At 65.3% G+C, this 26,956-nt stretch carries 25 protein-coding genes and 1 pseudogene; 15 read left to right on the forward strand and 11 right to left on the reverse strand.

Annotated elements, in window-relative coordinates; genetic code table 11:
* Positions 1-288, reverse strand: a pseudogene (locus EN738_RS08585) (peptidase M15A); the annotation flags it as partial.
* 326 nt (positions 289-614) lie between these two features.
* Positions 615-2,453, reverse strand: coding sequence for a class I poly(R)-hydroxyalkanoic acid synthase (phaC, locus tag EN738_RS08590; protein WP_127283310.1), 1,839 nt, complete (start codon positions 2,451-2,453; stop codon positions 615-617).
* Positions 2,454-2,550: 97 nt separating this feature from the next.
* Here phaC and EN738_RS08595 point away from each other — a divergent pair, with 97 nt between their 5' ends.
* The 5 genes from EN738_RS08595 to recJ all read left to right on the forward strand — a co-directional run bounded on the left by EN738_RS08595 (position 2,551) and on the right by recJ (position 8,555).
* The gene (locus tag EN738_RS08595) at positions 2,551-2,961 is read left to right on the forward strand and encodes a hypothetical protein (RefSeq protein ID WP_189605782.1); all 411 of its coding nucleotides are present in this window, start codon (positions 2,551-2,553) and stop codon (positions 2,959-2,961) included.
* A gap of 46 nt (positions 2,962-3,007) precedes the next feature.
* Positions 3,008-4,225, forward strand: coding sequence for an LL-diaminopimelate aminotransferase (locus EN738_RS08600; protein WP_127283311.1), 1,218 nt, complete (start codon positions 3,008-3,010; stop codon positions 4,223-4,225).
* Between the two features lie 46 nt (positions 4,226-4,271).
* The gene (locus tag EN738_RS08605) at positions 4,272-5,585 is read left to right on the forward strand and encodes a homoserine dehydrogenase (RefSeq protein ID WP_127283312.1); all 1,314 of its coding nucleotides are present in this window, start codon (positions 4,272-4,274) and stop codon (positions 5,583-5,585) included.
* 136 nt (positions 5,586-5,721) lie between these two features.
* Positions 5,722-6,705, forward strand: coding sequence for a class II fructose-bisphosphatase (gene glpX, locus EN738_RS08610; RefSeq protein ID WP_127283313.1), 984 nt, complete (start codon positions 5,722-5,724; stop codon positions 6,703-6,705).
* 65 nt (positions 6,706-6,770) lie between these two features.
* On the forward strand, positions 6,771-8,555 hold the full coding sequence (gene recJ / locus EN738_RS08615) for a single-stranded-DNA-specific exonuclease RecJ (protein WP_127283314.1): 1,785 nt from the start codon (positions 6,771-6,773) through the stop codon (positions 8,553-8,555).
* Between the two features lie 20 nt (positions 8,556-8,575).
* Here recJ and EN738_RS08620 read toward each other — a convergent pair whose 3' ends face one another.
* From EN738_RS08620 to folE, 3 genes are all read right to left on the reverse strand, one after another.
* Entirely contained in the window at positions 8,576-9,547 is a 972-nt protein-coding gene (locus EN738_RS08620) for a patatin family protein (RefSeq protein WP_127283315.1), read from the reverse strand.
* Positions 9,548-9,632: 85 nt separating this feature from the next.
* On the reverse strand, positions 9,633-10,091 hold the full coding sequence (gene hisI, locus EN738_RS08625) for a phosphoribosyl-AMP cyclohydrolase (protein ID WP_127283316.1): 459 nt from the start codon (positions 10,089-10,091) through the stop codon (positions 9,633-9,635).
* Between the two features lie 163 nt (positions 10,092-10,254).
* Positions 10,255-10,881, reverse strand: coding sequence for a GTP cyclohydrolase I FolE (gene folE / locus EN738_RS08630; protein WP_127283317.1), 627 nt, complete (start codon positions 10,879-10,881; stop codon positions 10,255-10,257).
* Between the two features lie 243 nt (positions 10,882-11,124).
* Between folE and EN738_RS08635 the strand changes: the two genes are divergently transcribed.
* On the forward strand, positions 11,125-11,571 hold the full coding sequence (locus EN738_RS08635; RefSeq protein ID WP_127283318.1) for an iron-sulfur cluster assembly scaffold protein: 447 nt from the start codon (positions 11,125-11,127) through the stop codon (positions 11,569-11,571).
* An 8-nt stretch (positions 11,572-11,579) separates the two neighbouring features.
* Here the strand turns inward: EN738_RS08635 and EN738_RS08640 are convergent, their stop codons facing one another.
* Entirely contained in the window at positions 11,580-12,485 is a 906-nt protein-coding gene (locus tag EN738_RS08640) for a LysR substrate-binding domain-containing protein (protein WP_127283319.1), read from the reverse strand.
* Positions 12,486-12,577: 92 nt separating this feature from the next.
* Between EN738_RS08640 and EN738_RS35390 the strand changes: the two genes are divergently transcribed.
* From EN738_RS35390 to EN738_RS08660, 5 genes are all read left to right on the forward strand, one after another.
* Positions 12,578-12,739, forward strand: coding sequence for a hypothetical protein (locus EN738_RS35390; protein WP_187331291.1), 162 nt, complete (start codon positions 12,578-12,580; stop codon positions 12,737-12,739).
* Positions 12,740-12,821: 82 nt separating this feature from the next.
* Positions 12,822-13,196 (forward strand): membrane protein insertion efficiency factor YidD, encoded by a 375-nt coding sequence (gene yidD, locus EN738_RS08645; RefSeq protein ID WP_127283320.1) that lies wholly within the window; start codon positions 12,822-12,824, stop codon positions 13,194-13,196.
* A 149-nt stretch (positions 13,197-13,345) separates the two neighbouring features.
* Positions 13,346-14,164 (forward strand): class D beta-lactamase, encoded by an 819-nt coding sequence (gene blaOXA / locus EN738_RS08650; protein ID WP_127283321.1) that lies wholly within the window; start codon positions 13,346-13,348, stop codon positions 14,162-14,164.
* Positions 14,165-14,276: 112 nt separating this feature from the next.
* Entirely contained in the window at positions 14,277-16,253 is a 1,977-nt protein-coding gene (gene thrS / locus EN738_RS08655) for a threonine--tRNA ligase (RefSeq protein ID WP_127283322.1), read from the forward strand.
* A gap of 84 nt (positions 16,254-16,337) precedes the next feature.
* Positions 16,338-17,276, forward strand: coding sequence for a GNAT family N-acetyltransferase (locus EN738_RS08660; protein WP_127283323.1), 939 nt, complete (start codon positions 16,338-16,340; stop codon positions 17,274-17,276).
* Positions 17,277-17,288: 12 nt separating this feature from the next.
* Here the strand turns inward: EN738_RS08660 and EN738_RS08665 are convergent, their stop codons facing one another.
* Positions 17,289-18,254 (reverse strand): hypothetical protein, encoded by a 966-nt coding sequence (locus EN738_RS08665; RefSeq protein WP_127283324.1) that lies wholly within the window; start codon positions 18,252-18,254, stop codon positions 17,289-17,291.
* A gap of 151 nt (positions 18,255-18,405) precedes the next feature.
* On the opposite strand from EN738_RS08665, the gene EN738_RS08670 reads away from it, so the two are divergent.
* The 3 genes from EN738_RS08670 to EN738_RS08680 are packed head-to-tail and all read left to right on the forward strand — an operon-like array spanning position 18,406 to position 20,328.
* Complete coding sequence (locus EN738_RS08670) at positions 18,406-18,990, forward strand: nitroreductase (RefSeq protein WP_127283325.1); 585 nt, start codon at positions 18,406-18,408, stop codon at positions 18,988-18,990.
* A 7-nt stretch (positions 18,991-18,997) separates the two neighbouring features.
* Positions 18,998-19,606, forward strand: coding sequence for a flavin reductase family protein (locus EN738_RS08675; RefSeq protein WP_127283326.1), 609 nt, complete (start codon positions 18,998-19,000; stop codon positions 19,604-19,606).
* Positions 19,607-19,653: 47 nt separating this feature from the next.
* Positions 19,654-20,328, forward strand: a complete 675-nt coding sequence (locus EN738_RS08680) for an isoprenylcysteine carboxylmethyltransferase family protein (RefSeq protein ID WP_127283327.1) — start codon at positions 19,654-19,656, stop codon at positions 20,326-20,328.
* 3 nt (positions 20,329-20,331) lie between these two features.
* Here EN738_RS08680 and EN738_RS08685 read toward each other — a convergent pair whose 3' ends face one another.
* Together EN738_RS08685 and EN738_RS08690 are read right to left on the reverse strand one after the other, a co-directional pair.
* Complete coding sequence (locus EN738_RS08685) at positions 20,332-21,213, reverse strand: CoA ester lyase (protein ID WP_127283328.1); 882 nt, start codon at positions 21,211-21,213, stop codon at positions 20,332-20,334.
* Complete coding sequence (locus EN738_RS08690) at positions 21,213-21,665, reverse strand: MaoC family dehydratase (RefSeq protein WP_127283329.1); 453 nt, start codon at positions 21,663-21,665, stop codon at positions 21,213-21,215. Before EN738_RS08690 ends, EN738_RS08685 begins: the two co-directional genes overlap by 1 nt.
* 152 nt (positions 21,666-21,817) lie before the next feature.
* On the opposite strand from EN738_RS08690, the gene EN738_RS08695 reads away from it, so the two are divergent.
* The gene (locus tag EN738_RS08695) at positions 21,818-22,939 is read left to right on the forward strand and encodes a DUF2336 domain-containing protein (RefSeq protein WP_127283330.1); all 1,122 of its coding nucleotides are present in this window, start codon (positions 21,818-21,820) and stop codon (positions 22,937-22,939) included.
* On the opposite strand, the gene EN738_RS08700 is transcribed toward EN738_RS08695, so the two are convergent.
* Both EN738_RS08700 and parE read right to left on the reverse strand, forming a co-directional pair.
* On the reverse strand, positions 22,936-25,011 hold the full coding sequence (locus tag EN738_RS08700) for an FUSC family protein (protein ID WP_127283331.1): 2,076 nt from the start codon (positions 25,009-25,011) through the stop codon (positions 22,936-22,938). The genes EN738_RS08695 and EN738_RS08700 overlap by 4 nt on opposite strands.
* Positions 25,012-25,054: 43 nt before the next feature.
* Positions 25,055-26,956: DNA topoisomerase IV subunit B (gene parE, locus EN738_RS08705; RefSeq protein ID WP_127283332.1), on the reverse strand; the 1,902-nt coding region annotated here is incomplete at its 5' end.

Genomic DNA, 26,956 nt, shown 5'->3' on the forward strand with positions numbered 1-26,956 from the left:
CTGCTCGGCTGCCTGGGCCTGCTGCACCAGTGGCTGCGGCGTGTTGCCGGCGATGGTGTCGGCGCCGGCGGGCACGTTGATCGGGAAGGCCGATCCGGGCTTCGTCACCGGTACGTAGGCAACCTTCTCAGGCAGAGGCTTGTCGTCCTCGCTCATCACGGTCGACACCGCCTCCGATGAGGCCGACGTCACCTGCAGAGACGAATCGGTCGAGGTCGCTGGCTTGGCGCCGGTTGCAGCGCTCATCTCGGTGGTGGTGGTATTGTAGCCGGGCATGCCGACCGACATCGTGGGGTCGCCGGCGGAGGTGCAGGAGGCCAGAAGCACTGAGAAAAGCGCTGCCGCAATGCTGCGACCTTCCCTCCGCGCGAGACGCCAACCACCTGATCTCAAAACTAAATTCCCCCTCGGTATCCGGCCGTCTGGTCATCGCCGCAGCGTTCTACGCCCCTCGCAACGGCTGTTCTGTTCCCAAACCGGAAACGGGACCTGTGTCAAATCTGCAAGCCTCGGAAGTAATCGTTTTTTCCAGGCGAAATGAAGCCGCCAGATAGTTGACGCCACCATTTCGACCTGTTTTAGCGGGCCGTCAACTCACCAGACATTACAGACTGTTACACGCGCACCTTGACATAGGTGCCCGGCGCATCGCCCAAGGTTTTCATATGCTTGCCGGGTTTGCGCGCCGGCACGCGGGCTTTGTCCTGGGTCTCGACCCAGTGCTGCCAGTGCGTCCACCAGGAGCCGGGATGCTCCACGGCGGCGGCGAACCACTGGCCGAAATCACCCACCGGTTTGCCGCCGGTCCAGTACTGATACTTCTTCGCGGCCGGCGGATTGACGACACCGGCGATGTGGCCGGAGCCCGCCACCACATATTCGACGTTGCCGCCGAAATAGCGCGAGCCGAGGAACACCGACAGCGCAGGCGCGATGTGATCCTCCTTGGTGGCCAGGTTGTAGACGGGGATCCTGATGTCGCCCAGCGAGACGGTGCGGCCGGCAAGCTCCATAGTGCCGCGCGAGAGGTTGTTCTCGAGATAGCAGTTGCGCAGGTAGAAGGAATGGTTGGCCGCCGCCATGCGGGTCGAATCGGCATTCCAGTACAAGAGGTCGAAGGGCAGGGGATCCTTGCCGCGCATGTAGTTGTTGATGACATAGGGCCAGATCAGGTCGCCCGAGCGCAGCATGTTGAAGGCGGTCGCCATCTTGGTGCCGTCGAGATAGCCCTTCTCGTTCATCGACCGCTCGACCGCCGCGACCTGGTCCTCGTCGACGAATACTTTCAGGTCGCCGGCATAGGTGAAGTCGACCTGCGTGGTGAAGAAGGTCGCCGATTTGATGCGGTTGTCGCCCTCTTGCGCCAGCAGCGCCAGCGCCGCGGCGAGCAGCGTGCCGCCGACGCAGTAGCCGATGGCGTTGACTTCCTTCTCGCCGGTGGCCTTCTCGACCATGTCGAGGCCGAATTGCAGGCCTTCGCGGATATAGGCTTCCCAACCCTTGGAGCCGTGGCGCTCGTCCGGATTGATCCAGGAGATGACGAAGACAGTGTGGCCCTGCTCGATCGCCCAGCGGATGAAGGATTTCTGCGGGTTGAGATCGAGGATGTAGAACTTGTTGATCCACGGCGGGCAGATCAGCAAGGGACGCTTGAGCACGGTCTCGGTCACCGGATCGTACTGGATGATCTCGGCGACGTCGCTGCGACCGACCACCTTGCCGGGCGTCGTCGCCACGTTCTTGCCGATCTCGAAGGGCGAATAGTCGGCCTGGCGGAGCTTCAGGTCGCCCTTGCCGGCGGCGATATCCTCAGCCAGCATCTTCATGCCGCGAACCAGGTTCTCGCCGTTGGAGGCGACGGTCTCGCGGAACAGTTCCGGGTTGGTCAGGATGAAGTTCGACGGCGCGATCGCGTTGGACACCTGCTTGACGTAGAAGCTGGCCTTGTGGCGCGTGTGCTCGTCGAGACCCTCGGCATGCTCGACCAGATCGGCCGCCCAGCGCGAGGTGACGAGATAGGCCTGCTTCAGGAAATCGAAGAAGGCGTTGCGGCCCCATTCCGGGTCCTGGAAGCGCTTGTCGCCGCGTTCGGGTTTGACGGCGTCGTCAGGCGGCGCCTCGCCATTCGGGCTGACGCGCTGGATGGCGTTCGCCCATACCGTCATGTAGCCGGCGAACAGCCGCGTCTGCGCCTCAAGCGCGCGCTGCGGGTCGGCCAGCCAGTACTCGCTGAGCTTGGAGAAGGTCTTGACCATGTCGACGACAGGCTCGGCGACGTGGTCGCGCACCTCGCCCTTCTCGCGCGGCTCGGCCCAGGCGGAGGCCGCCTTTCCGGCCTGCTCGACCATGCGCGCCATGTTCAATGCGAAGCGTTCTGGGTCCTTGACCAGATATTGCTCGACCGACGAAGGTCCGCCATCTTCCGCTTTGTCCGAATCGGCAGCTTTGGACATGGTTCGCGGGGTTCCTCCCGGGGCGTTTTCTTGACATATTATCATGGGACATCTGACCGGGTCCAACACGCTCTAACCCGGCTGCCAGGAAAACAATATGACGATTAATATTGGCAAGACGGTTTTTTCGGACGCCGGTCGCATTTGCCGCATCGCCGGGGCGATGGCGTTGCTGTCGGCCGGCATGCTGGCGGCGGGCGGCTGCTCGACCAGCAACACTTCGAATACGGCGCCGGTCGCCGGCGTCGAGGGACCGAAGGACACCGGTTCCTATCCGAACCTCAACATTCCGCCGCAAGTGGCCGCCAAGCAGCTCACCAAGGAGGAGACGGACGCCAAGCTTGCCCAGTTGAAGGGCGAGCAGCAGGCGCAACTCGCCAAGAGCGGTGGCGGCGGCCAGACCGCAAGCCCGGCGGCGCTCAACTCGCTGGCCAAGAACCATGGCGACCAGGCGCTGAAGCAGATTGAGACGAAATGCGATCCCGCCCTCGACCCTAGCTGCAATTAGGGATATATCGCGCGCCGAAAACCACCTTTGAATGTCTGGAACTGACATGGAAGAATTTCACAAGGTCCGCCGGCTTCCGCCTTACGTGTTCGAGCAGGTCAACCGGCTGAAGGCCAGCGCCCGCTCGCGCGGCGCCGACATCATCGACCTTGGGATGGGCAATCCGGACCTGCCGACGCCGAAGGCCATCGTCGACAAATTGTGCGAAGTGGTGCGCGATCCGCGCACGCATCGCTATTCCTCCTCGCGCGGCATTCCGGGCCTGCGCCGCGCCCAGGCGGCGTACTATCAGCGCCGCTTCGGCGTGAAGCTCAATCCCGACACGCAGGTGGTGGCGACGCTTGGCTCGAAGGAAGGCTTCGCCAACATGGCGCAGGCGATCACCGCGCCTGGCGACGTGATCCTCTGCCCGAACCCGACCTATCCGATCCACGCCTTCGGCTTCATCATGTCGGGCGGCGTCATCCGCTCGCTGCAGGTGGAACCCGACGACGGCTTCATCCCGGCGGTCGAGCGCGGCATCCGCCACTCGATCCCGAAGCCGCTGGCGCTGATCCTCAACTATCCGTCGAACCCGACGGCGCTGGTCGCATCGCTCGATTTCTACAAGGACGTCGTCGCCTTCGCCAAGAAGAACGACATCATCATCCTGTCGGATCTCGCCTATTCCGAGATCTATTTCGACGGCAATCCGCCGCCCTCGGTGCTGCAGGTGCCGGGCGCGATCGACGTCTGCGTCGAGTTCACCTCGATGTCGAAAACCTTTTCGATGCCCGGCTGGCGCATGGGCTTCGCCGTCGGCAACGAGCGGCTGATCTCGGCGCTGACGCGGGTGAAGTCCTACCTCGACTACGGCGCCTTCACGCCGATCCAGGTGGCGGCAGCGCATGCGCTCAACGGCGACGGCGCCGACATCGCCGAGGTGCGCGAGGTCTACCACAAGCGCCGCGACGTGATGGTCGATTCCTTCAGCCGCGCCGGCTGGAGCATTCCGGCGCCGGCGGCCTCGATGTTCGCCTGGGCGCCGATCCCGGAGCAGTTCCGTCACCTCGGCTCGCTCGAATTCTCCAAGCTCCTGATCGAGCACGCCGACGTGGCGGTGGCGCCGGGCGTCGGCTTCGGCGAGCATGGCGACGATTTCGTGCGCGTGGCGCTGGTCGAGAACGAGCACCGCATCCGCCAGGCGGCCCGCAACATCAAGCGCTTCCTGGCGTCCACCGCCAAGCAGCCCAACAATGTGGTGCCGCTCTCCGCGCACCGCTGAGTTCGCCTGACATCACCGATCGAATTTTTGAGGGGCATCGCCGGACATGGCTGAAGCGTTGCGTGTTGGAATTGCCGGCCTCGGCACGGTCGGCGCCTCGGTAGCGCGCGTGTTGCGCGACAAGGCGGCCGAGCTCACCCGCCAGTGCGGCCGCGACATCGTCGTGGCAGCCGTCTCGGCCCGCGATCCCAAGCGCGACCGCGGCGTCGATCTTGGTGGCGCTCAATGGTTCGACGATGCGGTCAAGATGGCGGAGACGGCCGATATCGACGTTTTCGTCGAACTGATCGGCGGCGACGAGGGCCCCGCGCGGGCCTCGGTGAAAGCGGCACTCGAGGCCGGCCGCCATGTGGTTACCGCCAACAAGGCGCTGCTGGCCAAGCATGGCGTGCAGCTGGCCGAGATCGCCGAGAAGAAGGGCGTGCTGCTGAACTACGAAGCGGCGGTCGCCGGCGGCATCCCGGTGATCAAGACGATGCGCGAGGCGATGGCCGGCAATTCGGTCACCCGCGTCTTCGGCATCCTCAACGGCACCTGCAACTACATCCTGACCCGCATGGAAGCCGAGGGCATCACCTTCGACGCCTGCCTGAAGGACGCGCAACGGCTCGGCTATGCCGAAGCCGATCCGACCTTCGACATCGAGGGCCACGACACCGCGCACAAGCTGTCGATCCTGACCAGCCTTGCCTTCGGCACGAAGATCGCCGCCAACGACATCTATATGGAAGGCATCTCCAACATCACCCAGGCCGACATCCGCGCGGCCGGCGACCTCGGCTACCGCATCAAGCTGCTTGGCGTCGCGCAGCGCACCGAGAGCGGCATCGAGCAGCGCGTGCACCCGACCATGGTGCCGACGGCTTCCGTCATCGCGCAGGTGCACGGCGTCACCAACGCGGTGGCGATCGAGACCGACATCCTGGGCGAGCTCCTGCTTTCCGGCCCCGGCGCCGGCGGCAACGCTACCGCCTCGGCGGTGATCGGCGATATTGCCGATATCGCCAAGAGCCGGCCGGGCTTCCAGCACGGTCCGGTCTTCGGCCGCCCGGCGAAGGAGCTGAAGCCCTACAAAAGGGCGCAGATGCGCAGCCATGCCGGCGGCTATTTCATCCGGCTCACCGTGCACGATCGCATCGGCGTCTTCGCAGCGATCGCCAAGCGCATGGCCGATAACGACATCTCGCTGGAATCGATCGTCCAGCAGGCGGCCGGGCCTGAAACCGACGCCCAGAAGACCGTCATCCTCGTCACCCACGAGACGACGGAGGCCGCGGTGCGCAAGGCTGTCGAAGGCATCACCAAGGACGGCCATTTGACCGACAAGCCGCAGGTGATCCGCATCGAGCGGGCGGAATAGCCAAACTCTCCTTTAATCGATTGATATTGCTGGGATTTCAAAAAATCCGCGGCCAAGTCTTGCCGTTGTCACGGAGCTTTGACACAAGAAACGCGCCTCTGGCGGGAGGCAGCGTTTCAACGAGGAACTGCCGCTTATGAACATCGCGCAGAACATTGTCGCCGGCCTCGACCGGATACTCACCATGGAGTTGGTGCGCGTCACCGAGCGGGCAGCGGTGGCGGCCGCCAGACTGCGCGGGCGGGGTGACGAGAAGGCGGCCGACCAGGTCGCGGTCGATGCCATGCGCCAGGAGCTCAACCGCCTCGCCATCAAGGGCACGGTGGTGATCGGCGAGGGCGAGCGCGACGAAGCGCCGATGCTCTACATCGGCGAGGAGGTCGGCACCGGCAAAGGCCCGGCGGTCGATATCGCGCTCGATCCGCTCGAAGGCACGACGATCTGCGCCAAGAACCTGCCCAACGCGCTGGCGGTCATCGCCATCGCGGAAAAGGGCAGTCTGCTGTTCGCGCCCGACGTCTATATGGACAAGATCGCCATCGGTCCCGGCTATGCCGACGGCGTCATCGACATCGATGCCGCGCCGGCCGACAACATCGCCAGTCTGGCCAAGGCCAAAGGTGTCGCGGTGTCCGACATCACCGCCTGCATCCTCGACCGCCCGCGCCACGCCAAGCTGATCGATGCGGTGCGCGCGACGGGCGCGGCGATCCGGCTGATCGGCGACGGCGATGTCGCCGGCGTCATCCACACCACCGATCCGGAAGAAACCGGCATCGACATCTATCTCGGCACCGGCGGCGCGCCGGAAGGCGTGCTGGCGGCGGCGGCGCTGCGCTGCACCGGCGGCCAGATGCAGGGCCGGCTGATCCTCGAGACGCCGGAGAAGGTGGCGCGCGCCGCCAAGATGGGCATTTCCGATCCGAAACGGGTCTATCAGGCGAAGGACATGGCGCGCGGCGACGTGCTGTTCGCGGCAACCGGCGTCACCGACGGCAACATGCTCGACGGCGTCAAGTTCGGCCGCACCTTCATCACCACCCACACCATCGTGCTGCGGTCCTCGTCGCGGACGGTGCGCGAGATCAAGGCGCGCCACCAGGATCTGGAAAAGTTTTGATTCCGTCCCGATTAGCCGTCGCATATTAGTATCGGCACTATGAAAATATGCGGGCGGCGCGTCGCATGACGGGCGAAAGACGGCTTTTCCTGGATGTCAGGCAGTCGGCCACCGGTGTCTCCTGGGAGCACCGGCTGACCGAACGGCAGGATATGAACGCGCTCGCCATCGCCCAGGGCCACGGCGTGCCCGACATCGTCGCACGCGTGCTGGCCGGACGCGGCGTCACTGCCGAGCAGACCGAGCGCTTCCTCGACCCGACGATCCGCGACCTGTTGCCGAACCCGGCCTCGCTCACCGACATGGACAGGGCGGCGGCGCGCATCGCGGAAGCGATCGTCGCCAAGGAGAAGGTGGCGATCTTCGGCGACTACGATGTCGACGGCGCCGCGTCGTCGGCGCTGCTCAAACGGTTCCTGGCGCATTTCTCGGTGCCGTCGGAAATCTATATTCCCGACCGCATCTTCGAGGGGTACGGCCCCAATCCGGAAGCCATGCGCGACCTCGTCTCGCGCGGCGCCAAGCTGATCGTCACCGTCGACTGCGGCACCAACAGCGCCGTCTCGATCGAGGCGGCGAAGGAAGCGGGCGCCGATGTCGTGGTGCTCGACCACCACCAGGTCGGCGGACCGCTGCCAGCGGCGAATGCGGTGGTCAATCCCAACCGCGAAGACGATCTTTCCGGGCAGGGCCATCTTTGCGCCGCCGGCGTCGTCTTCCTCTGCCTGGTGCAGACGGCGAAGGTGCTGCGCGGCCGGCTGCCCGAGGCGGCACAGCCGGACCTTCTGTCATTGCTCGACCTGGTGGCGCTGGCCACCGTCTGTGACGTCGTCCCGCTCACCGGCGTCAACCGCGCCTTCGTCGTCAAGGGGCTGCAGGTGGCGCGCCAGCAGAAGAACGAGGGTCTGGCAGCCCTTGCCCGGGTGTCGCGCATCGGCGAGCCGATCAGCACCTTCCACCTCGCCTATCTGATCGGGCCGCGCATCAATGCCGGCGGGCGCATCGGCGACGCCGCGCTCGGCAGCCGCCTGCTTGCCACCGACGATCCGGTCGAGGCCGGCACGATCGCCGAGACGCTCGACCGGCTGAATCAGGAGCGCCAGCAGATGGAGCTGGAGATGCTGGCCGAGGCCCGCGCCGAAGCCGATGCCGAGCTTGCCGGCGGCAATGGCCCGGCCATCGTCGTCACCGCCAGCCAGACCTGGCATCCGGGCATTGTCGGGCTGCTCGCCTCGCGGCTCAAGGACCATGCACGGCGGCCGGCCTTCGCCATCGCCTTCAACGCCAATGGCGTCGGCACCGGCTCCGGGCGATCGGTGTCTGGCTTCGATCTCGGGCGGCTGGTGCGCGAGGCGGCCGATGCCGGGCTGATCGTCAAGGGCGGCGGCCACGGCATGGCGGCCGGCATCACGGTCGAGCGGGCCGGGCTCGGCGCGCTACGCGCCTTTTTCGAAGAGCGCGCGGCGGCCGATGTGTTCAGGCTGCAGGACGAGGAGAGCCTGGCGATCGACGGCGCGCTCGCCGCCGAGGGGGCGACGCTCGCCTTGCTCGACGCGCTGGAAAAGGCCGGTCCGTTCGGCGCCGGCCATGTCGCGCCGGTGTTCGCGCTGCCGCGCCACCGGCTGACCGACGCGCGGCCGGTCGGCACCAATCACATCCGCGCCGAGCTGCAGTCGCAAAGCGGCGGCCGCATCCAGGCGATCGCCTTTCGCGCCGTCGATACGGCGCTCGGCGAATTCCTGTTCAGGAACCGGGGCAGGACGGTGCATATCGCCGGGTCGCTGTCCGGCAACTACTGGAACGGCAACCGCACGGTGCAGTTCCGCATCACCGACGCGGCGCTGGCCTGAGGCTTTCGGGTGATCGTGAATTAGGCGAGAACGGTCTGCAGCCGGGTCAGTTCGCCGATCTGCGCCTTCGTCGCCTGGTAGCCGAGGCTGATCGCCTCGTCGGCGCGATGGAATTCGGTCAGGCCGATATGGCTGAGCTTGGGCTGCAGCGACATGTCGGGCGGGTCGCCGGCGAGCCTGGCGCGCGAGATCCGGTCCTGGATGATGTTGAAGGCTTCGACCATGACGCCGGTGATGCCAAGCCGCGTCTGGTGCGACTGGTGCGCAGCATCGATGTGGCCGGGTTGAGGCGCGTCCTTCTCGATGACCAGCTCGCCGGCGCTGTGCTTGACGACGGCGGCGCGGCCGAACAGGTCATAGTGGAGGTTGACCGCCACGACGAGCGGCTGCTCGTAGGCGCGGCAGACCGAAACCGGCACCGGGTTGACCAGCGCGCCGTCGACCAGAACGCGGCCGTTACAGTTCACCGGCTCGAACACGCCCGGCAGCGCATAAGAAGCGCGCATGGCCGTGATCAGCGAACCGTTGGACAGCCAGATCTCATGGCCGGTGCGGATTTCCGAGGTGACGGCGACGAAGGGCTTCGACAGGTCCTCGAAGCGGATGCCGGCCATATGCTCGCGCAGCCTTGCGTCGAGCTTCAGGCCGCCGAACAGGCCGCTGCCGCGCAGATTGAGATCGAGGAGGCCGAAGATGCGCCGCTTGGTCAGGCTGCGGGCGAATTCCTCCAACTGGTCCAGCTTGCCGGCCAGGTAGCAGCCGCCGACCAGGGCGCCGATCGAGGTGCCGGCGATCATCGACACTTCAATGCCGGCCTCGTCGAGCGCGCGCAGCACGCCGATATGGGCCCAGCCGCGCGCGCAGCCACCGCCGAGCGCCAGCGAAATACCCGTCTTCTTGCCAGGCTTCTGGTCGGATGCGCCACCGGACGAGGAGGGGCCGTTGGCCTCTCGAACATCTGGTCTGCCACGTAATGACGCCCATTCGAGCATCATAATCTCCCCTTATCCCACATTCCTTCTACAGCAAGGATGTTTGAGAATAGTGAACATGAGTGGTTTGTGAATATTGAATGGTTCACACCGGCTTCCGATACGTTTCACCCGCATCGAACAGCGGCCTGCTGCCGTCGTCGGCAAGCACCGCCTTGCCGTCGTTCAGCCCCACCGTCCGATAAAAGCAGGAACGTCGACCGGTGTGACAGGTTGCGTCGTGGCCCAACACTTTCACGCGAAGCCATATCGAATCCTGGTCACAATCTGTGAGCATCTCTACGACGGTCTGGACATTGCCCGAGGTCTCGCCCTTCTTCCACAGCGCGTTGCGGGAGCGCGACCAGTAGTGGGCGATGCCGGTTTCCAGCGTCAGCGCCAGTGCCTCGGCATTCATGTGCGCGACCATCAGCAGCTTGCCGTCCTCGGCGTCGGTGACGACCGCGGTGACAAGGCCGGCTGCATCGAAGCGCGGCGAAAAGGCGGTGCCTTCCTCCAGCGCTTTCTTGTCCGATGGAGCCTCTGGGAACTGCAGTGCCGACATCGCCGGTCCTTAGCTATTAAAGATATTCAGGGGAGGCTGGGCCATGCAAAATGGCGGCTTCCGCCGCTTCCGGTGCTCACGTACTTTTCATACGCTCAGCTCCGGACCTCGGAAACCACCATTTTCGACTAAGCCTACGCCTTTGGCAGGTGACGGCCGACGATCAGCCGCGCACCATGGTGACGAAGCGGACCTGCTCCTCGGGCGTGTCCTTGAAGACGCCGGTGAAGGTCGAGGTCAGCGTGGTGGAGTCCTGCTTGCGGATGCCGCGCATGGCCATGCACATATGCTCGGCCTCGATCATGACGGCGACCCCGCGCGGATTGAGCACGTCCTGGATGACGCCGGCGATCTGCGCCGTCATCGCTTCCTGCGTCTGCAGGCGATGGGCGAAGATATCGACGACGCGGGCGATCTTGGAAAGGCCGACGACCTTGCCGTCGGGCAGGTAGCCGACATGCGCCTTGCCGATGATCGGCACCATGTGGTGCTCGCAATGCGAATGGAATTTTATGTCCCTGACGATGACGAGGTCGTCATAGCCGGCGACTTCCTCGAAGGTGCGGCCGAGTTCGTCGGCCGGGCACATGTCGTAGCCGTTGAACATTTCGCGGAACGCCTTGGTCACACGCTTCGGCGTGTCGATCAGGCCCTCGCGATCCGGATTGTCGCCGGTCCAGCGCAGCAGCGTGCGCACGGCGGCCTCGACCTCGGCTTCGCTCGGCCGATCGGTGATCGGCTTCTCCATGTATTCGGAGGGTGGCATGAGTTTCTTGATGACGGCATCCATAAAAGGCGTCTCCCGTAGTCCCTCTCTCAGGAGGAACGAGTTGAACGGACCACGACCTTTCGGGTGTTAGAAACTCGCCCGGTTTCCAGCCCGCAAGCGGCGTGAACAAATTTGGGCAGCGATGGCGGCTTTTGGCTGCCTTGTCGATGCCCGACTGCCAGCATTATATATGGTCGTGCCGAGCGAATGAAAGACGCATCAGCGGCAATCCTTGTTCGCTGGGCGGCGACAGATTGGAAAAATATGATCGACGACGTCTACAATGCGAAAATCCTCGGCTTCGCCGGAAACATCGCCCGGATCGGCCGGCTCGAGCAGCCCGATGCGACGGCGCGCGCGCATTCCAAGCTGTGCGGCTCGACCGTCACCGTCGACCTCAAGATGGACGGCGACGTCGTCACCGATTTCGCGCATGACGTGAAGGCCTGTGCGCTCGGCCAGGCCTCGTCCTCGATCATGGCCCAGAATGTCGTCGGCGCCCACGCCGATGAGTTGCGCGCAGTGCGCGAAACCATGCTGAAGATGTTGAAGGAAAACGGCGCGCCGCCCGAGGGCCGCTTCGCCGACCTCAAATTCCTGGAGCCGGTGCGCGACTACAAGGCGCGCCATGCCTCGACCATGCTGACCTTCGATGCCGTGGTCGACGCCATCGGCCAGATCGAGAGGAAGCGGGCCGGGCAGGCGGCCTGAGGATCGGGCTAGGCAGCTCTTCTGGTCACGGCGAACTCGCTTCTGATCCACTCGGCGAACGCCTTGGCGGGTTCCGGCAGATCCCGCAAGCTCCTGGCCACCAGCCAATAGGCGCCGGAAGCAACATCGATGTCGAACGGCTTTATCAAAGTGCCTGACGCGAGTTCCTCGCCGACCTGTAGGAGATCGCCGAGGGCCACGCCATGGCCGAGCAGGGCCGCCTGCTTCGAAAGCGAGATGTCTGCCAGCATCGGGCCTCGCGCGGCTACCGCGTCGGCGGGCACGCCGGCAGCCTGGAACCAGCGCGCCCAACCCTGGCGGTTTTCTTCGTGCAGCAGGGTGTAATGGCGAAGGTCGATCGGCTTTTCCAGGGGAGGGCCCGATGCCAGCAAGCCCGGTGACAAGACAGGTGAATCGACAGTCGAGACCAGGCGCTCGGCTTCAGCGCGCGGCCATGACGTGGCGTGCGCGCTGAAACGCAAGGCGAGTTCGGGCTGATCGCTGCGGAACTCGATCGGTCGCACATCGACTTCCAGCGACACGTCGATGTCGGGCCGCAATTGGCGAAAGCGATTGAGCCGCGGGACCAGCCACACGGCGGCGAGCGATGGTTCGACGCTGACGCGGACCACGGATTGCGCGGGCGAGGCCGCCAGGTCAGAAAGCACCCGGTCGATGTCGTCGAAGCTTCTGACCAATCGGTCGAGCAGCCGTTGCCCCGCATCCGTCAGCTCGACCCGCCGATGCAGGCGATGGAACAGCGGTTGGCGCAGGAAGGCTTCGAGTTCCCTGATCTGACGGCTGATGGCGGCCTGCGAAACGAAAAGCTCTTCGGCGGCGCGGCTGAAGCTCAGATGCCGGCCGGCGGCTTCGAAACTTCTGAGAGCCGTGAGGGGCAGGCGGCCGCGTTTCATTCGCATAACCTCAAGTTATCCGACCTGGACGTTATACTCGTTTGAGGGAGAAGACCAGCGGCGGTCTAATCGGCACTCAAAGGAGAGCTGACATGATCCAGTTCCTGAACATTCTTCACGATGTCATGCGGATCGCGACGTTCCAGTGGCGGGGCGACACGCAGCAGAGCGGATGCGGCGAACGATGGCCCGGCCACGGCCGCGGCGAAAGCGCGTCGATCGATCGCCATCGCATCCGTCGTGCGCGGCCGTGAGGACGATCGCCGACATGGGATTGCGTTCGGCGCGCAACCTCCACATCTATGGCGGGGAGAACGCGGCGATGCGGAGATTGCGGTGCACGATCACCAAGGGCATGCGCACGGCGCCGGGCCGGTCCGGCGCGGGCGCAACTGGCCGGGACCCTGGCGCAGGACGCCGGGCCGTGTCTTCGGCACGTCGCTTGTCCGTCTCTATCAACTGACGCTGTCCGGCTTCGTCGGCAATTCCTGCCGGCATCTGCCGACCTGCTCCGAATACGCGCATGAGGCGATCGCCCGCCACGGCCTGTGGGCCGGCGGCTGGATGGGGCTTTTCCGGGTGCTGCGCTGCGGTCCGTTCGGAACGCATGGCATCGACCTTGTGCCCGAGACGCTCGCCAAACGCTATCTCTGGTTCACGCCCTGGCGCTACCGCCAGATCGGCAAGAAGCGCGGCGATCTCGAGGCCTGAGGGTCTGCCACGGAGCGGTGGCCGGACCATCAAGTCTTAACGATCTGGTTAGGTTAACCGCATGTTGCTGTGAACTCGCGCATTTGAGACAAAATCGAGACAAGAGGCCCCGCTAAGTCGCTCCTGTACCCTTCAGGAGAGAGACTGCCATGCGCCAGATAGATCGCCTTCCGTTCGTTTTTGCCGCCGTTCTCTTCCTGCTGGCCTGGCTGCTCGGGTTCCCGATGCGCGCGCAGTCGGCGCCGCTCGGAGATATCGAATGCACGCTGATCCAGGATGCGGCGAGCGGTGACACACTCTATCGCGACGGTGTCTGCGACCAGCGCTTCAGCCCGGCCTCGACCTTCAAGGTGCCGCTGGCGCTCATCGGCTATGATGCCGGTGTTCTCACCGACGAACATACGCCGAGCTGGGACTACAAGCCCGAGTTCAACGCGGTGAAGCGCGATCGGAAGACGGTCGATCCGACAGTCTGGGAGCGCGATTCCGTGCTCTGGTACTCCCGCGAAATCACGCGCAAGGTCGGCAGCGAGCGCTTCGCCGGCTACGTTTCGAAATTCGGCTATGGCAACATGGATGTCTCCGGCAATGCCGGCAAGAATGACGGCCTCACACATTCCTGGGTGAATTCCTCGCTGGAGATATCGCCTGCGGAGCAGACTGCCTTCTTGCGGCTGCTGCTTGCCGGCAAGATGCCGGTTTCGGCCAAGGCGCATCAGATGGCGGAGGCGATCGTCCCGAGCTTCGAGGCCGGGGGCTGGGCGGTGCAGGGCAAGACCGGCAGCACGAGACTGGGCAAGGGCGGCGAGGACGAGCGCACGCTCGGCTGGTTCGTCGGCTGGGCCGCAAAGGGCGAGCGCCGGATCGTCTTTGCCCGGCTGGTCGTCGACACGAACCGCAGCGATATGCCAAAGGGCCCGAAGACGCGGGCAGGGTTCCTGAAGGATTTGCCCGGCCTGGTCAAATAGAGGGGCGCTGCAGCTTTACGGCGGCGGCATCTGCCCATAAAAGACTGCCGCGCCGGACGCATCCGGCATTTCACCACCCGCGCTCGTTTGCGGGACTGGATAGGAGAACTCTATGCTGAATTCCATTTCCCTGACATTTCCCGATGGCTCCGTCCGCGACTACGACGCGGCGATGACCGGCGCCGGCCTTGCCGAGTCGATCTCGAAGTCGCTGGCCAAGAAGGCCGTGGCCTATGCCATCGACGGCACCGTGCGCGACCTTTCCGATCCGCTCGGCAAGTCCGGCAAGGTCGAGATCATCACCCGCGAGGATCCGCGCGCGCTGGAACTGATCCGGCACGATGCGGCGCACGTGCTGGCGGAAGCCGTGCAGGAACTGTGGCCGGGAACGCAGGTGACCATCGGGCCGGTGATCGAGAACGGATTCTATTACGACTTCGCCCGCAACGAACCGTTCACGCCCGACGATTTCCCGGTGATCGAGAAGAAGATGCGCGAGATCATCCAGCGCAACAAGCCGTTCAGCAAGGAAGTCTGGTCGCGCGAGAAGGCGAAGAAAGTGTTTGCCGACAAGGGCGAGCGCTACAAGCTGGAGCTGATCGACGCCATCCCGGACGACCAGGACCTCAAGATCTACGCGCAGGGCGACTGGTTCGACCTCTGCCGCGGCCCACACATGGCCTCGACTGGGCAGATCGGCAACGCCTTCAAGCTGATGAAGGTGGCCGGCGCCTATTGGCGCGGCGACTCCAACAACCCGATGCTGACGCGCATCTACGGCACCGCCTGGGCCGACCAGGCGCAGCTCGACGCCTACCAGACGATGCTGGAAGAGGCCGAGAAGCGCGATCACCGCAAGCTTGGCCGCGAGATGGATCTGTTCCATTTCCAGGAAGAGGGCCCTGGCGTCGTCTTCTGGCACGCCAAGGGCTGGAAGATGTTCCAGAAACTGGTCAACTACATGCGCCGCCGCCTCGACGAGCAGGGCTATCAGGAGGTCAATGCACCCCAGGTTCTGGACAAGAGCCTGTGGGAGACATCGGGCCACTGGGGTTGGTATCGCGACGCCATGTTCAAGGTGACGGTGGCCGGCGACGACACCGACGACGACCGGGTGTTCGCATTGAAGCCGATGAACTGTCCGGGCCATGTGCAAATCTTCAAGCATGGGTTGAAGTCTTATCGCGATCTACCCGTCAAGCTTGCGGAATTCGGCAATGTCCATCGCTACGAACCTTCGGGCGCGCTGCACGGGCTGATGCGCGTGCGCGGCTTCACGCAGGACGATGCGCATATCTTTTGCACCGAGGAGCAGCTTGCGTCCGAGTGCCTGCGCATCAACGACCTCATCCTGTCCACCTATGCCGACTTCGGCTTCGACGAGATCAGCGTGAAGCTGTCGACGCGGCCGGACAAGCGCGTCGGTACCGACGAGGCCTGGGACCATGCCGAGGAGATCATGAGCGGCGTGCTGGACACGATCCGCACTCGGTCGGGCAATCGCATCAAGACCTCGATCAACCCGGGCGAGGGCGCCTTCTACGGCCCGAAATTCGAATATGTGCTGAAGGACGCCATCGGCCGCGAATGGCAGTGCGGAACCACGCAGGTCGACTTCAACCTGCCGGAACGCTTCGGCGCCTTCTACATCGGCTCGGATTCGGAAAAGAAGCAGCCGGTGATGGTGCACCGTGCCATCTGCGGCTCGATGGAGCGTTTCCTCGGCATCCTGATCGAGAACTATTCCGGCCATTTCCCGCTGTGGTTCGCGCCGCTGCAGGTGGTGGTGGCGACGATCACCTCGGATGCCGACGACTACGCGAACGAGGTGGTGGCCAAGCTCAAGGCCGCCGGGCTTTTGGCGGAAGCGGACCTGCGCAACGAGAAGATCAACTACAAGGTCCGCGAGCATTCGCTGGCCAAGGTCCCGGTCATCCTCGTTTGCGGCAAGCGCGAAGCCGAGGAGCAGACGGTCAACATCCGCCGATTGGGGTCGCGCGACCAGGCATCGCTCGACCTGGCCGAGGCGATCGCACAGTTGAGCGAGGAAGCGGTAACGCCGGATCGCAAGCGCAAACGCGCTGCCTGATCCGCACATTCCCGATGGCATGGCGGTGGAGCGCTCCACCGCCATTTTCATATGCCTGTCACGCCAAGCCTGTAACGAGCCGCCATGCTCAAGCTGAAACTGCGGGAAAGGCCGTTTCCCGAGCTTTCCTATGCCAGTCCGCATCAGCCGGCGCTGACGCGCTGGTTCATCCATTCGGTCGAGGGCCTGTCCGGCCGCGACCGTTTTGCAGCACTTTATGATTTCTGGCGGCGCCAGGTGGCGCCGAGCGGCGAGCGCGTGTTCAGCCGCATGCTGGAACTCATCGACGTCAGGGTCCGGAACGCCGCTCCATGGCCGCCGGCGGAGCTGCCCGACACGCCATTGGTGATCGTCGCCAACCATCCGTTCGGCATCGGCGACGGCATTGCCGTGCTGTCGCTGGCCGAGCAGCTCGGACGGCCGTTCCGCGTCATGATCCACAAGGATCTGCTCAAGATCCGCGAGATGGAACCCTATTCGCTGCCGATCGACTTTTCCGAGACCAAGGAGGCGCTGAAGAACAATTTGGCGGTGCGCCATGAGGCGGTGCGGCTCTTGAAGGAAGGCATCACCATCGTTGTCTTCCCGGCCGGCGGCGTCTCCACCGCGCCGAAGGGATTCGGCCGGGCAATCGACCTGCCATGGAAGATGTTCCCGGCCAGGCTCATCCAGGACGCCAAGGCCTCGGTCGTCCCCATGCATTTTTCCGGCCAGAACGGCCGGCTGTTCCATCTGGTCAGCGGTCCGATGAACATGGCCGAGCGCGAAGGGCGGGTGGCGAAGTTCGTCGGCAAGGCGTCGCTGACGCTGCGCTTGTCGCTGCTCATCCGTGAATTCGCGCGGCTGTCGGGCAAGGCCATCGACGTGCGCGTCGGCGATATCCTGACCTGGAACGAACTGGAGCCGCTGCGCGACCGCAAGGCGCTGCTCGACCGGCTCCATCGCGGCGTCTTCGACCTGGCGCCGGTCGCGCCGCGCGGTCGCGTGCAATTTCTGCCGCGCCGCATGCGCAAGGCGGCCTGACGGGCAGATCGATCAGTCCGCGCCTTCCTCGGGATCGATCGCCGAAGCCTCGGTGGCCAGCACCTCTATCTCCTGGTTCTGGCCGGCGACGACGGTGAAATCCTTCTGGTAGATGCGGTCGCGGTTCTTGGCGATGATGGTGTAGTCGCCTTCGGCCAGCACCATCGAGGCGAAGGCGCCGACGGTTTCCTTGATCGGGTCGCCGGATTCGTTGAGCAGCGACCAGGAGGTGTCGGCGATCGCTTCGCCGCCGGCCTCGCGCACCAGCTTCATCGTCATCTCGGCGGCGCGATGCTCGACGGTCGCTTCGGTCAGCTTGCCGGCCTCGACGCGGATGTCGGAGCGGATGACGGCATTCACCGAGCCGTAGGTGGAGACGACATGGTAGGTGCCGGCATTCAGCCGCACCACTGCGTTCGGCTCGACGTCAGGGACGATCAGCGCGCGGTCGCCATTGGCCTCGACCTTGTCCTCGTAGATCGAGAAACGCAGCTTTTTCGGCGGTATGTGCACGCCGCCCGACAGCACGGCGTCGAGCTTGAGGCCGCCGGCGTCGAGGACCAGGCTTTCGCGCTTGGCCTCTTTGCCGACGGTGATGCGCTTGGTGGCGCCGGCACGTCCGTAGGAAGCATGGACAAGATAGCTGCCGGGCTCGAGCTGGAACACGGCGGTGCCGCCATGCGCCGAAGCCACCATCGGCAGCTGGCCGTCGCTGGCCGGCTCGGGCTTGAAGACCCGCCAGACGATGCCACGGGTGATGTCGGCGCCCTTGTCGGTCAGTTGCGCCGATAGCGTAATGGCGCCGCCGCCGCTCAAGGCCAGCGACGTGTCGCCTTTCGGCGTCGCATAGCTCGAAATTCCCGGCAGCTTCAGATTGCTGATGCCGTCCGCGTTCTGCGCAAAAACCGGCGAAACCGGCACTGCGAGCAGTGCGGCCGCGAGCCAGACCAGGAAAAGGCGCAGTGTCCCCTCAAACATGCCTTGCGTTGAAGCCCAAGGCGGTGGCAATTTCAAGGCTTAAGAGTCTACAAGGCTCTTGCCGTCCGGCGCGAAGCGCCATTGCCCGAGCCGCCCGAATTCCCGCCGGCGCGCTTCAGCCCAAAACTTATCTTCTAGGAGACTTGCGCCCATGGCGTCGCCGATCATCGACTTCCTGCTGACCCGGAACTCCGCGCCGATCCCGGACCTGAAGGAACCGGCGCCCAGCGACGCCGAGATCGCCACCCTGATCACCGCCGCCACGCGCGTGCCGGATCACGGCCGTCTCGAGCCTTGGCGCTTCATCCTCTACCGCGGCGAGGCGCGCGTCGAGATCGGCAAGAAGCTGGCGGCCTTGGCCGAGCAGCGCGAGGGGCCGCTGCCCGAGGGCCGGCGCAACCAGGAGCTGGCGCGCTTCTCGCGTGCGCCGCTGGTGATCGGCGTGGTGTCGGTGCCGAAGGAGAATCCGAAGATCCCGCAATGGGAGATGTTCCTCTCGGGCGGCATGGCGGCTATGAATCTGATGATCGCGGCCAACGCGCTGGGCTATGGCACCAACATGATCAGCAACTGGTATTCCGACGTGCCGGAGGGCCGGGCGATCCTTGGCCTGGCGCCGCAAGAGCGCGTCATCGGCTTCGTCCATATCGGCTCCTACGAGGGACCGGCGCCGGAGCGGCCGCGGCCAGATCCGGCAAAACTCTATGCCGACTATTCCGGACCTTGGGCAGGCTAGAGGCCAGATGTTCTACGAACCGTCGAAGGGCCACGGCCTGCCACACGATCCGTCCAAGGCGATCGTGGCGCCGCGCCCGATCGGCTGGATCTCGACCATCGACCGGCAAGGCAAGATCAACCTCGCCCCCTATTCGTTCTTCAACGCCTTTTCGACAAAGCCCTTCATCGTCTGGTTCTCGTCCGAGGGCGAGAAGGACAGCGCCACCTTCGCCGAGGAGACCGGCGAGTTCGTCGCCAATCTGGTCAGCCGCGAGCTGGCGCAGAAGATGAATCGCACTGCGGTCGACGCGCCGCGCGGCGTCAGCGAATTCGGTTACGCCGATCTCACCATGGCGCCGTCGCGCCTCGTCGCGCCGCCCCGGGTGGCTGAGGCGCCCGCCGCGCTCGAATGCCGGGTGACCGAGATCATCCGGCCGCGCGCGCTCGATGGCACGCAGACCAGTGCCGTCGTCGTCACCGGCGAGGTGGTCGGAATCCACATCGACGACGCTTACCTGAAGGACGGCATGTTCGACATCGTCAGAGCCGGCAATGTCGGCCGGCTCGGCTATATGGACTATGCCAGCGTCGACCAGATCTTCTCGATGCGCCGGCCGCGCTGGGAAAAGGGCTGAATAGAGCTCGGGCAGACGCCGGCGGGGCAAGTCACGAAAGGCTGGTCATGATCGCGAGACTGATCCTGCAGACATTCGTTTGGTTCGGCCTCATGGGTGCCGTGCTGTTCCTCTCGGCCGGCACGCTGAACTGGCCGGGAGCCTGGGTATATCTGGTGGTGATGATCGGGCTCAGCCTGACGCTCGGCATGTCGCTGGCCCGTCGCGATCCCGGCCTGATGAACGAGCGGCTCAGCCCTCCCATCCAGAAGAACCAGCCTCTGGTCGACAAGGTGCTGCTTTCGACACTGCTCGTCGCCATTTTCGCGTGGTTGGCTCTGATGGGGCTCGACTTCCGTTTCGGCTGGTCGGCGGTTCCGTTGTGGGTGCTGGTGATCGGCGGGGTGATCCTGCTGGTTGGACTCTGGATCTGCTACCTGACGATGCTGGAGAACAGCTTCGCGGCGCCCGTCGTGAAGATCCAGGACGAGCGCGGACAGCATGTGATCACCACAGGTCCCTACAGCTATGTCCGCCATCCGATGTATGCCGGCGCCATCCTCTATTTTGCCGGCACGGCGCTTCTGCTTGGTTCCTGGTGGGGGCTGGCATCGGTGCTCTTCTTCATCGTGCTGCTGGCGATCCGCACCTTCATCGAGGAGCAGGCGCTGCGGACCGGCCTGCGGGGCTATGACGACTACGCGGCCAGTGTCCGCTATCGCCTGATTCCGCTTGTCTGGTAACGGTCAGGCGGAAACCCCGGCGTCGCGGGCGCGCGCCAGGAGGCGCTCGGCCAGGCGCAGGTGCGGCCGGTCGTACATCTTGCCGTCGATGCCGACCACGCCCGGATTTCCGGCCGCCGCGAAGGCATCGACGATTGCCTGTGAGTGTTTTACGGCTTCCGCCGACGGCGTGAAGGCGGCGTTGATGACCGGCACCTGCGCCGGATGGATCGCCATCTTGCCGGTGAAGCCGTCGCGCTCGGCCTCGCGGCATTCGGCTTGGAAGGCGGCCATGTCCCGGAAATCCGGAAAGACGGTGTCGATCGCCGCAACTTCGGCCGCACCGGCCGCAAGGATGGTCATGGTGCGGGCGAGACGGAAGACATCGGTGTAACGGCCACTCTCGTCGCGGGCGGCGCGGGCGCCGATCGCGGCCGACAGGTCCTCGGCGCCCCAGGTGAGGCCGGCGAGCCGCGCGCTGGTTCCGGCATAGCTCCCCGCCGCCAGCAGGCCCACCGGCGTCTCGGTGATGATCGGCAGGATCCTGATCGCGCCGTCGGGGAGGCCGTTCTCGGCCTCGTGCACCCTAAGCTTGGCCGAGAGCTGTTGGACATCCTGGCCGCTGTTCGACTTCGGCAGCATGATGCCGTCGGGTCGAACTGGAATAAGGGCTGCGAGATCGTCGTCGGTGAGGCCGGTCGACAGATCGTTGACACGCACATAGACCGCGGAGGCCGTCTGGTGCCTGTGTCCGGCGATGAATCGGGCCGCGATGTCGCGCGCGGCGGGCTTGTTGCCGGCGGCGACGGAATCCTCGAGGTCGACGATGACGACGTCGGCGCCGGCGCCGAAACCCTTTTCGAGCTTCTTTTCGGAGTCGCCGGGAACGAACAGCAGCGAGCGCATCAGGCCGCTTTCTTCATCATCATCGCCTGCCTGGTGCATTTGGCGACGAGAACGTCATCCTGGTTGTAGGCGCGGTGCTCGAATTCGACGATGCCGCGATCGGGTTTCGAGCGGGACTCGCGCACCGAGATGACCGTGGTTTCGACACGGATGGTGTCGCCATGGAAGACCGGATGCGGAAACACCGTTTCCTTCATGCCGAGATTGGCGACGGTGGTGCCGACGGTGATGTCGTTGACCGAAATGCCGATCATCAACCCCAGCGTGAACAGCGAGTTGACCAGCGGCTTGCCCCATTCGCTCTTGGCGGCGAAGTCGAAATCGATGTGCAGCGGCTGCGGGTTCAGCGTCATCACCGAAAACAGCATGTTGTCGCTCTCGGTGACGGTCTTGCGCAGCGTGTGGCGGAAGACGTGGCCGACGACGAACTCTTCGAGATAAAGCCCGGCCATGCACGATCTCCTCAACGGCTCAGGGGTTGATAGGCGCTGCCTGCGGTGCCCGCAAGCCAGTTAATAAACATGGTGAACCGTTCGTAAACCATTTCAGGCCTACGGTTTCCAACGGGGCCGGGACGTTCCGGCAAGGGCGCAAGCTGGTCGGCATGATTGTTTCGCATTTTCTAAAATGGATCGATACGGCAAGGGTTGCCGAACGCGCCGCCGCGGCCAGCGCGCTGGCTCGCGCCTATATCAATTCCGACCTGCCTTTCGAGGACCGCTGCGCCGCGGAAGCGGCGTTGACGCTGCTGCTCGACGACGCCTCGTCGAAAGTGCGGCTCGCGCTGGCCGAGGCGCTGTCGATGAGCCATCACGCGCCGATCCAGATCATCAGCGCGCTGGCCTCCGACCAGCCGGAAGTGGCCGCCATGGTGCTGGCGCGTTCGCCACTGCTTACCGATGCCGATTTGATCGACCGGGTCGCCGGCGGCCAGAAGGCGACCCAGAAACTGATTGCCGACCGCCCGGTCGTCTCGATGGCGCTGGCGGCGGCGATCGCCGAAATCGGCGAGCCGGAGGCCTGCGCCGTGCTGCTCGCCAACAGCGGCGCCGATATCGCATCGCTGAGCTTCCGCCGCATGGCTGAGCGCCACGGCCATCTGCCGCTGGTGCGCGAGGCGCTGATCGCCGACGGGCGCCTGCCCGCCGACTGCCGGCACATGCTGCTGGTCAAGCTCGGCGAGACGCTGAAAGGCTCGCCGCTGGTGCTGGCACTGATGGGCGCGGCAAGAGCCGATCGCGTCATGCGCGATGCCTGCGTGAAGGCCTCGGTGACACTGATCGAAGGCACGCGGGCCGATGAGCATGCCGCGCTGATCGAGCATCTCAGGCTGCGTGGCGACCTCACCGCGAGCTTCATCATCCGCACCATCGCGCATGGCAAGGTCGACTTCTTCGGCTCGGCGCTGGTGGCGCTTGCCCAGCAATCCGAGCAACGCGTGAGGGCGCTGCTCGCCGGTGGGCACGACGTCGCGCTGCAGGCGCTGTTCCGCAGCGCCGGCCTTGCCGCGGCCACCCACGGCATCATCCTGCGCGCGCTCAAAGTGTGGCGCGAGGTGGCCAATGGCAAACGCGTCGCCGGCGTGCAGGAAGTGAGCTGGCTGATGCTGAAGGAGCTCGGCGGGCAATCGGCCGAGGGCGACCTTGCCGGGCTGGTGAAGTCGATCCATCTCGACGCGCTGCGCGAAAACGCGCGAGGGCATGCGCTGGCGATCGCAGCGGCCTAGCCGGCGTCAGCCCGGCCCTTCGCGAAGAAATCCGGATAGTCCTCCATCGCGGCGGCGATGATGCGCAGCGAGGCGGCGACCTGCAGCATTTCGGCCTTGTCGCTGCGCTCGGCGATGCTCGCCGCATATTGCCTGGCGACGGCGATGGTCGCCGTCTGCGGTTCGCCGGGCCTGCGAAACAGCAGCTCGCGCGCCAGCCCGCGCAGGAAGTTGGTGATCGAGAGAGCTGTTTCCGGCGGGATCTCCGCATCCTGCTGGGCGCTGCGCAGCCGCAGGATCTCGAGCCCGACGGTCACTGCCGCGATGCTACCGCCGAGCACGGCGTCGCCCTTCCTGCCGACGCGCTGCAACAGCGGCATCAACTGGTTGACCCGGTCATAGGCCAGGCTCTCGAAGGCCGACCTTCGGGGCACGCGTTCATGCAGGCAAAGCCGGGCCAGGTCTTCGCGCATGGCCTGGAGGATGCGGTGGACGGTGACCCATGGATCGGCGGGCAGCACGACGATGAAGACGCCGATGGCGATGAGAATGCCGACCAGGATCGACGCCGACCCGGCGAGGAACGGGCCAGGATCGTAGGTCATGGCCTGATGCGGACTGAGGAAGGCGAGGAAATTGATGGCGAAGGCGGTGGCGACGCCGACATGGCGCGGATTGGCCATGCCGAGAGCCGCCGGCACCATGATCGGCACGACGAAGAGCGTGAACCAGCCGAAGCCGGGGAGCGCCGGCAGTGCGACCTGGCCGACGAGGAACGCAAAGGGCAGCGCAAGCAAGGTCCCCTTGAAGAAACCCCACGCCGAGTCGACAGGGTCGGGGCGGGCGGCGAACAGGCTGGAGACGACGGCGACGAGGATGACCGTGCCGGCGGCTTCCGACCATTTCGTCGTCAGCCAGAACGCCGTGACCAACAGCGTGGCAAGGCCCGCCCGAACGGCGTTGCGCCAGGCGGCATGATAGTCGCGATGGACGACGAGCGCCGGCTGGCGGCGGTCGCGCGAGGGCCGCGAAGCCGGCGAACGGAGCGCGTCCAGCCCGCGCAGCACCTGCTTCAGCGCTTCGGCAAAATCGGCGGCGATGGTGAGACGGGTGATGGCGCCGAGGCGGTCGCTTTCGGGATCCGGTGACGCCTCGGGCGTCTGCCGCGCCTCCTGGGCGATCGCGTCGAGCCGCGCCACCCACGGGCTGGTGTCATCCAGCGCGCCCGGGCTGGTCGCCATTTCGCCGACCAGGGCCTGCAATTCGCCGCGGACCGGGATGAGGGCGGCATTCTTCGGCGCGGCATGCGAATGCAATGCGCGTGCCGCCGAGAGCGCCCACAGGAGCTGGCCGATCGTGCGCCGGACGGGATGGGCGCGGGGGGCAAAGCTCGGCGCTTCTAGCCTTGCGTAGGTGCGCATCTCGGCCAGTGTCTGGGCGTCGGCGATCAGCTTCCTCTGCAGACCGGCCAGGGTGGCGGCGTCACCGCCCGAAAAGGCGCCGCCGGCATAGGTGGCAAGGTCGAGGATGCTGCGCTTCAGCCGGGAGATGATGGCGTCGGCGGCCAGCTTCGGCAGGATCAGCCGGCTGGTCAGGCCGGCGCAGACGATGCCGAGCACGATCTCGGCGCAGCGCGCGACGGCAAGATCGACGACGAGGTGCGGCTGGCCGAAGGCAGGCAGGCCGATGATCATCGCGGTGTAGCCGGCAAGCGCGGCGCCATAGGCTTCGGGGTTGCGCAGCAGCGACGAGACCAGCGTGCAGATCCCGATCCACATCGCGAGCACGACGACCAGCAGCCAGGGATTGGCGCCGAACAGGGAGGTGATGCCGATCGCCGCTAACCCGCCTGCCAGCGAGCCGAGCAGGCGGTAGAAACCCTTGGCCAGCACCATGCCGGCGACGGGCTGGGCAACGATGAACACCGTCATCATCGCCCATTGCGGGTGGTCGAGCTTGAGGGCGTAGGCGGCGAGCAGCGCGATCAGCCCGGCCGAAACGGTGCGCAGGGCGAAGATCCAGTCCGAACGCGTCGGCGGGGTCAGGCTACCGAACCTCGCCTCGATAAGATCTTTCACTCGCGCCAAGGTCACATGCTCGTCTCCGCAACGGAGCCTGTTATGGACCGGTCAGCACTCAGATATCCAGCACGTCCGCCTCGGCGAATTCGGCGCGCTCCTGGATGAAGCGGAAACGGGCTTCCGGCTTGGTGCCCATCAGTTCGTCGACCCTGTCCTTGGTCGCCGCCGCGGCTTCGATCACGTCGACCCTGAGCAGCGTGCGCTTCCTCGGGTCCATGGTCGTTTCCTTGAGCTGCGAGGCCATCATCTCGCCCAGGCCCTTGAAGCGGCCGATCTCGACCTTGGCGCGCCCGGTGAATTCGGTGCGCAGCAGCTCGTCCTTGTGCGCGTCGTCGCGGGCATAGGCGACCTTGCCACCCTGCCGGATCGAATAGAGCGGCGGCACCGCCAGATAGAGATGGCCGCCGTTCACCAGATTCGGCATTTCCTGGTAGAAGAAGGTGATCAGCAGCGACGCGATGTGGGCGCCGTCGACGTCGGCGTCGGTCATGATGATGACGCGGTCGTAGCGCAAATCCTCGTCGCGGTATTTGGAGCGCGTGCCGCAGCCGAGCGCCTGAACCAGGTCCGAGATCTGCTGGTTGGCCGCCAGCTTGTCGTTGCCGGCGCTGGCGACGTTGAGGATCTTGCCGCGCAGCGGCAGCACCGCCTGGCTGGCGCGGTCGCGCGCCTGCTTGGCCGAACCGCCGGCGGAATCGCCTTCGACGATGAACAGCTCGGCGCCGGCCGCAGCGTTCTGCGTGCAGTCGGCGAGCTTGCCCGGCAGGCGCAGCTTGCGCACCGCGCTCTTGCGCGACACTTCCTTCTCCTGGCGCCGCTTGACGCGCTCGTCGGCGCGCGCGATCACCCAGTCGAGAAGCTTGGAGCCTTCCTGCGGATTGTCGGCCAGCCAGTGGTCGAACGGATCGCGGAGCGCGGTCTCGACGATGCGCATGGCTTCGATCGTCGCCAGCCTGTCCTTGGTCTGGCCGACGAATTCCGGCTCGCGGATGAACACCGAAAGCATGCCGGCGGCCGAGATCATGACGTCTTCCGAGGTGATGATCGAGGCGCGCTTGTTGCCGATCAGGTCGGCATAGGCGCGCAAGCCCCTGGTCAGCACGTTGCGGAAGCCGGCCTCATGCGTGCCACCCTCGGCGGTCGGGATGGTGTTACAGTAGGAGTTGAGGAAGCCGTCGCCGCCGAACCAGGTCACGGCCCATTCGAGCGAGCCGTGGCCGCCCTGCTTGTCGCTCTTGCCGGCAAAGACTTCGCGCGTGACCTGGAACTCGTCGCCGAGCGTAGCCTTCAGATAATCCTTGAGACCGCCGGGGAAATGGAACTCGGCCTTGGCCGGAGTGGTGTCCTTTCCCTTGATCAGCGAGGGATCGCAGGTCCAGCGGATCTCGACGCCGCCGAACAAATAGGCCTTCGAGCGCGTCATGCGGTAGAGCCGCGCCGGTTCGAAGGCGGCGCCCTTGCCGAAAATCTGCTCGTCGGGGTGGAAGCGGGTCCTGGTGCCGCGGCGGTTGTGCACCTCGCCGAGGTGCTCCAGGCCGCTCACCGGAATGCCGCGCGAGAAGCGCTGGCGATAGAGCTGGCGCCCGCGTGCGACCTCGACCTCGAGGTGGTCGGACAGCGCGTTGACCACGGAAACGCCGACGCCGTGCAGGCCGCCCGAGGTCTCGTAGACCTTGCTGTCGAACTTGCCGCCGGAATGCAGCGTCGTCATGATGACTTCGAGCGCCGGCTTCTTGAATTTGGGGTGCGGATCGACCGGAATGCCGCGTCCGTTGTCGGTGACGGTCAGATAGCCATCGGCCGAAAGCTCGACATCGATGAAGGTGGCGTGGCCGGCGACCGCCTCGTCCATCGAATTGTCGATGACCTCGGCGAACAGGTGGTGCATTGCCTTGTCGTCGGTGCCGCCAATGTACATGCCGGGCCGCCGGCGCACCGGTTCAAGCCCTTCCAGCAC

It is taken from the genome of Mesorhizobium sp. M4B.F.Ca.ET.017.02.2.1 (assembly GCF_003998955.1).
In the GTDB taxonomy this organism is placed as follows: domain Bacteria; phylum Pseudomonadota; class Alphaproteobacteria; order Rhizobiales; family Rhizobiaceae; genus Mesorhizobium; species Mesorhizobium abyssinicae.

Coding starts and splice junctions, on each gene's coding strand:
- recJ (WP_127283314.1), top strand. CDS start 6,771: ATGACGGGCGAAAGACGGCTTTTCCTGGATGTCAGGCAGTCGGCCACC.
- EN738_RS08640 (WP_127283319.1), bottom strand. CDS start 12,485: ATGAAACGCGGCCGCCTGCCCCTCACGGCTCTCAGAAGTTTCGAAGCC.
- EN738_RS08605 (WP_127283312.1), top strand. CDS start 4,272: ATGGCTGAAGCGTTGCGTGTTGGAATTGCCGGCCTCGGCACGGTCGGC.
- glpX (WP_127283313.1), top strand. CDS start 5,722: ATGAACATCGCGCAGAACATTGTCGCCGGCCTCGACCGGATACTCACC.
- phaC (WP_127283310.1), bottom strand. CDS start 2,453: ATGTCCAAAGCTGCCGATTCGGACAAAGCGGAAGATGGCGGACCTTCG.
- thrS (WP_127283322.1), top strand. CDS start 14,277: ATGCTGAATTCCATTTCCCTGACATTTCCCGATGGCTCCGTCCGCGAC.
- blaOXA (WP_127283321.1), top strand. CDS start 13,346: ATGCGCCAGATAGATCGCCTTCCGTTCGTTTTTGCCGCCGTTCTCTTC.
- EN738_RS35390 (WP_187331291.1), top strand. CDS start 12,578: ATGATCCAGTTCCTGAACATTCTTCACGATGTCATGCGGATCGCGACG.
- EN738_RS08600 (WP_127283311.1), top strand. CDS start 3,008: ATGGAAGAATTTCACAAGGTCCGCCGGCTTCCGCCTTACGTGTTCGAG.
- hisI (WP_127283316.1), bottom strand. CDS start 10,091: ATGTCGGCACTGCAGTTCCCAGAGGCTCCATCGGACAAGAAAGCGCTG.
- EN738_RS08660 (WP_127283323.1), top strand. CDS start 16,338: ATGCTCAAGCTGAAACTGCGGGAAAGGCCGTTTCCCGAGCTTTCCTAT.
- EN738_RS08680 (WP_127283327.1), top strand. CDS start 19,654: ATGATCGCGAGACTGATCCTGCAGACATTCGTTTGGTTCGGCCTCATG.
- EN738_RS08695 (WP_127283330.1), top strand. CDS start 21,818: ATGATTGTTTCGCATTTTCTAAAATGGATCGATACGGCAAGGGTTGCC.
- EN738_RS08595 (WP_189605782.1), top strand. CDS start 2,551: ATGACGATTAATATTGGCAAGACGGTTTTTTCGGACGCCGGTCGCATT.
- EN738_RS08620 (WP_127283315.1), bottom strand. CDS start 9,547: ATGCTCGAATGGGCGTCATTACGTGGCAGACCAGATGTTCGAGAGGCC.
- EN738_RS08690 (WP_127283329.1), bottom strand. CDS start 21,665: ATGGCCGGGCTTTATCTCGAAGAGTTCGTCGTCGGCCACGTCTTCCGC.
- EN738_RS08665 (WP_127283324.1), bottom strand. CDS start 18,254: ATGTTTGAGGGGACACTGCGCCTTTTCCTGGTCTGGCTCGCGGCCGCA.
- EN738_RS08635 (WP_127283318.1), top strand. CDS start 11,125: ATGATCGACGACGTCTACAATGCGAAAATCCTCGGCTTCGCCGGAAAC.
- EN738_RS08685 (WP_127283328.1), bottom strand. CDS start 21,213: ATGCGCTCGCTGCTGTTCGTTCCCGGCGACTCCGAAAAGAAGCTCGAA.
- EN738_RS08675 (WP_127283326.1), top strand. CDS start 18,998: ATGTTCTACGAACCGTCGAAGGGCCACGGCCTGCCACACGATCCGTCC.
- folE (WP_127283317.1), bottom strand. CDS start 10,881: ATGGATGCCGTCATCAAGAAACTCATGCCACCCTCCGAATACATGGAG.
- EN738_RS08670 (WP_127283325.1), top strand. CDS start 18,406: ATGGCGTCGCCGATCATCGACTTCCTGCTGACCCGGAACTCCGCGCCG.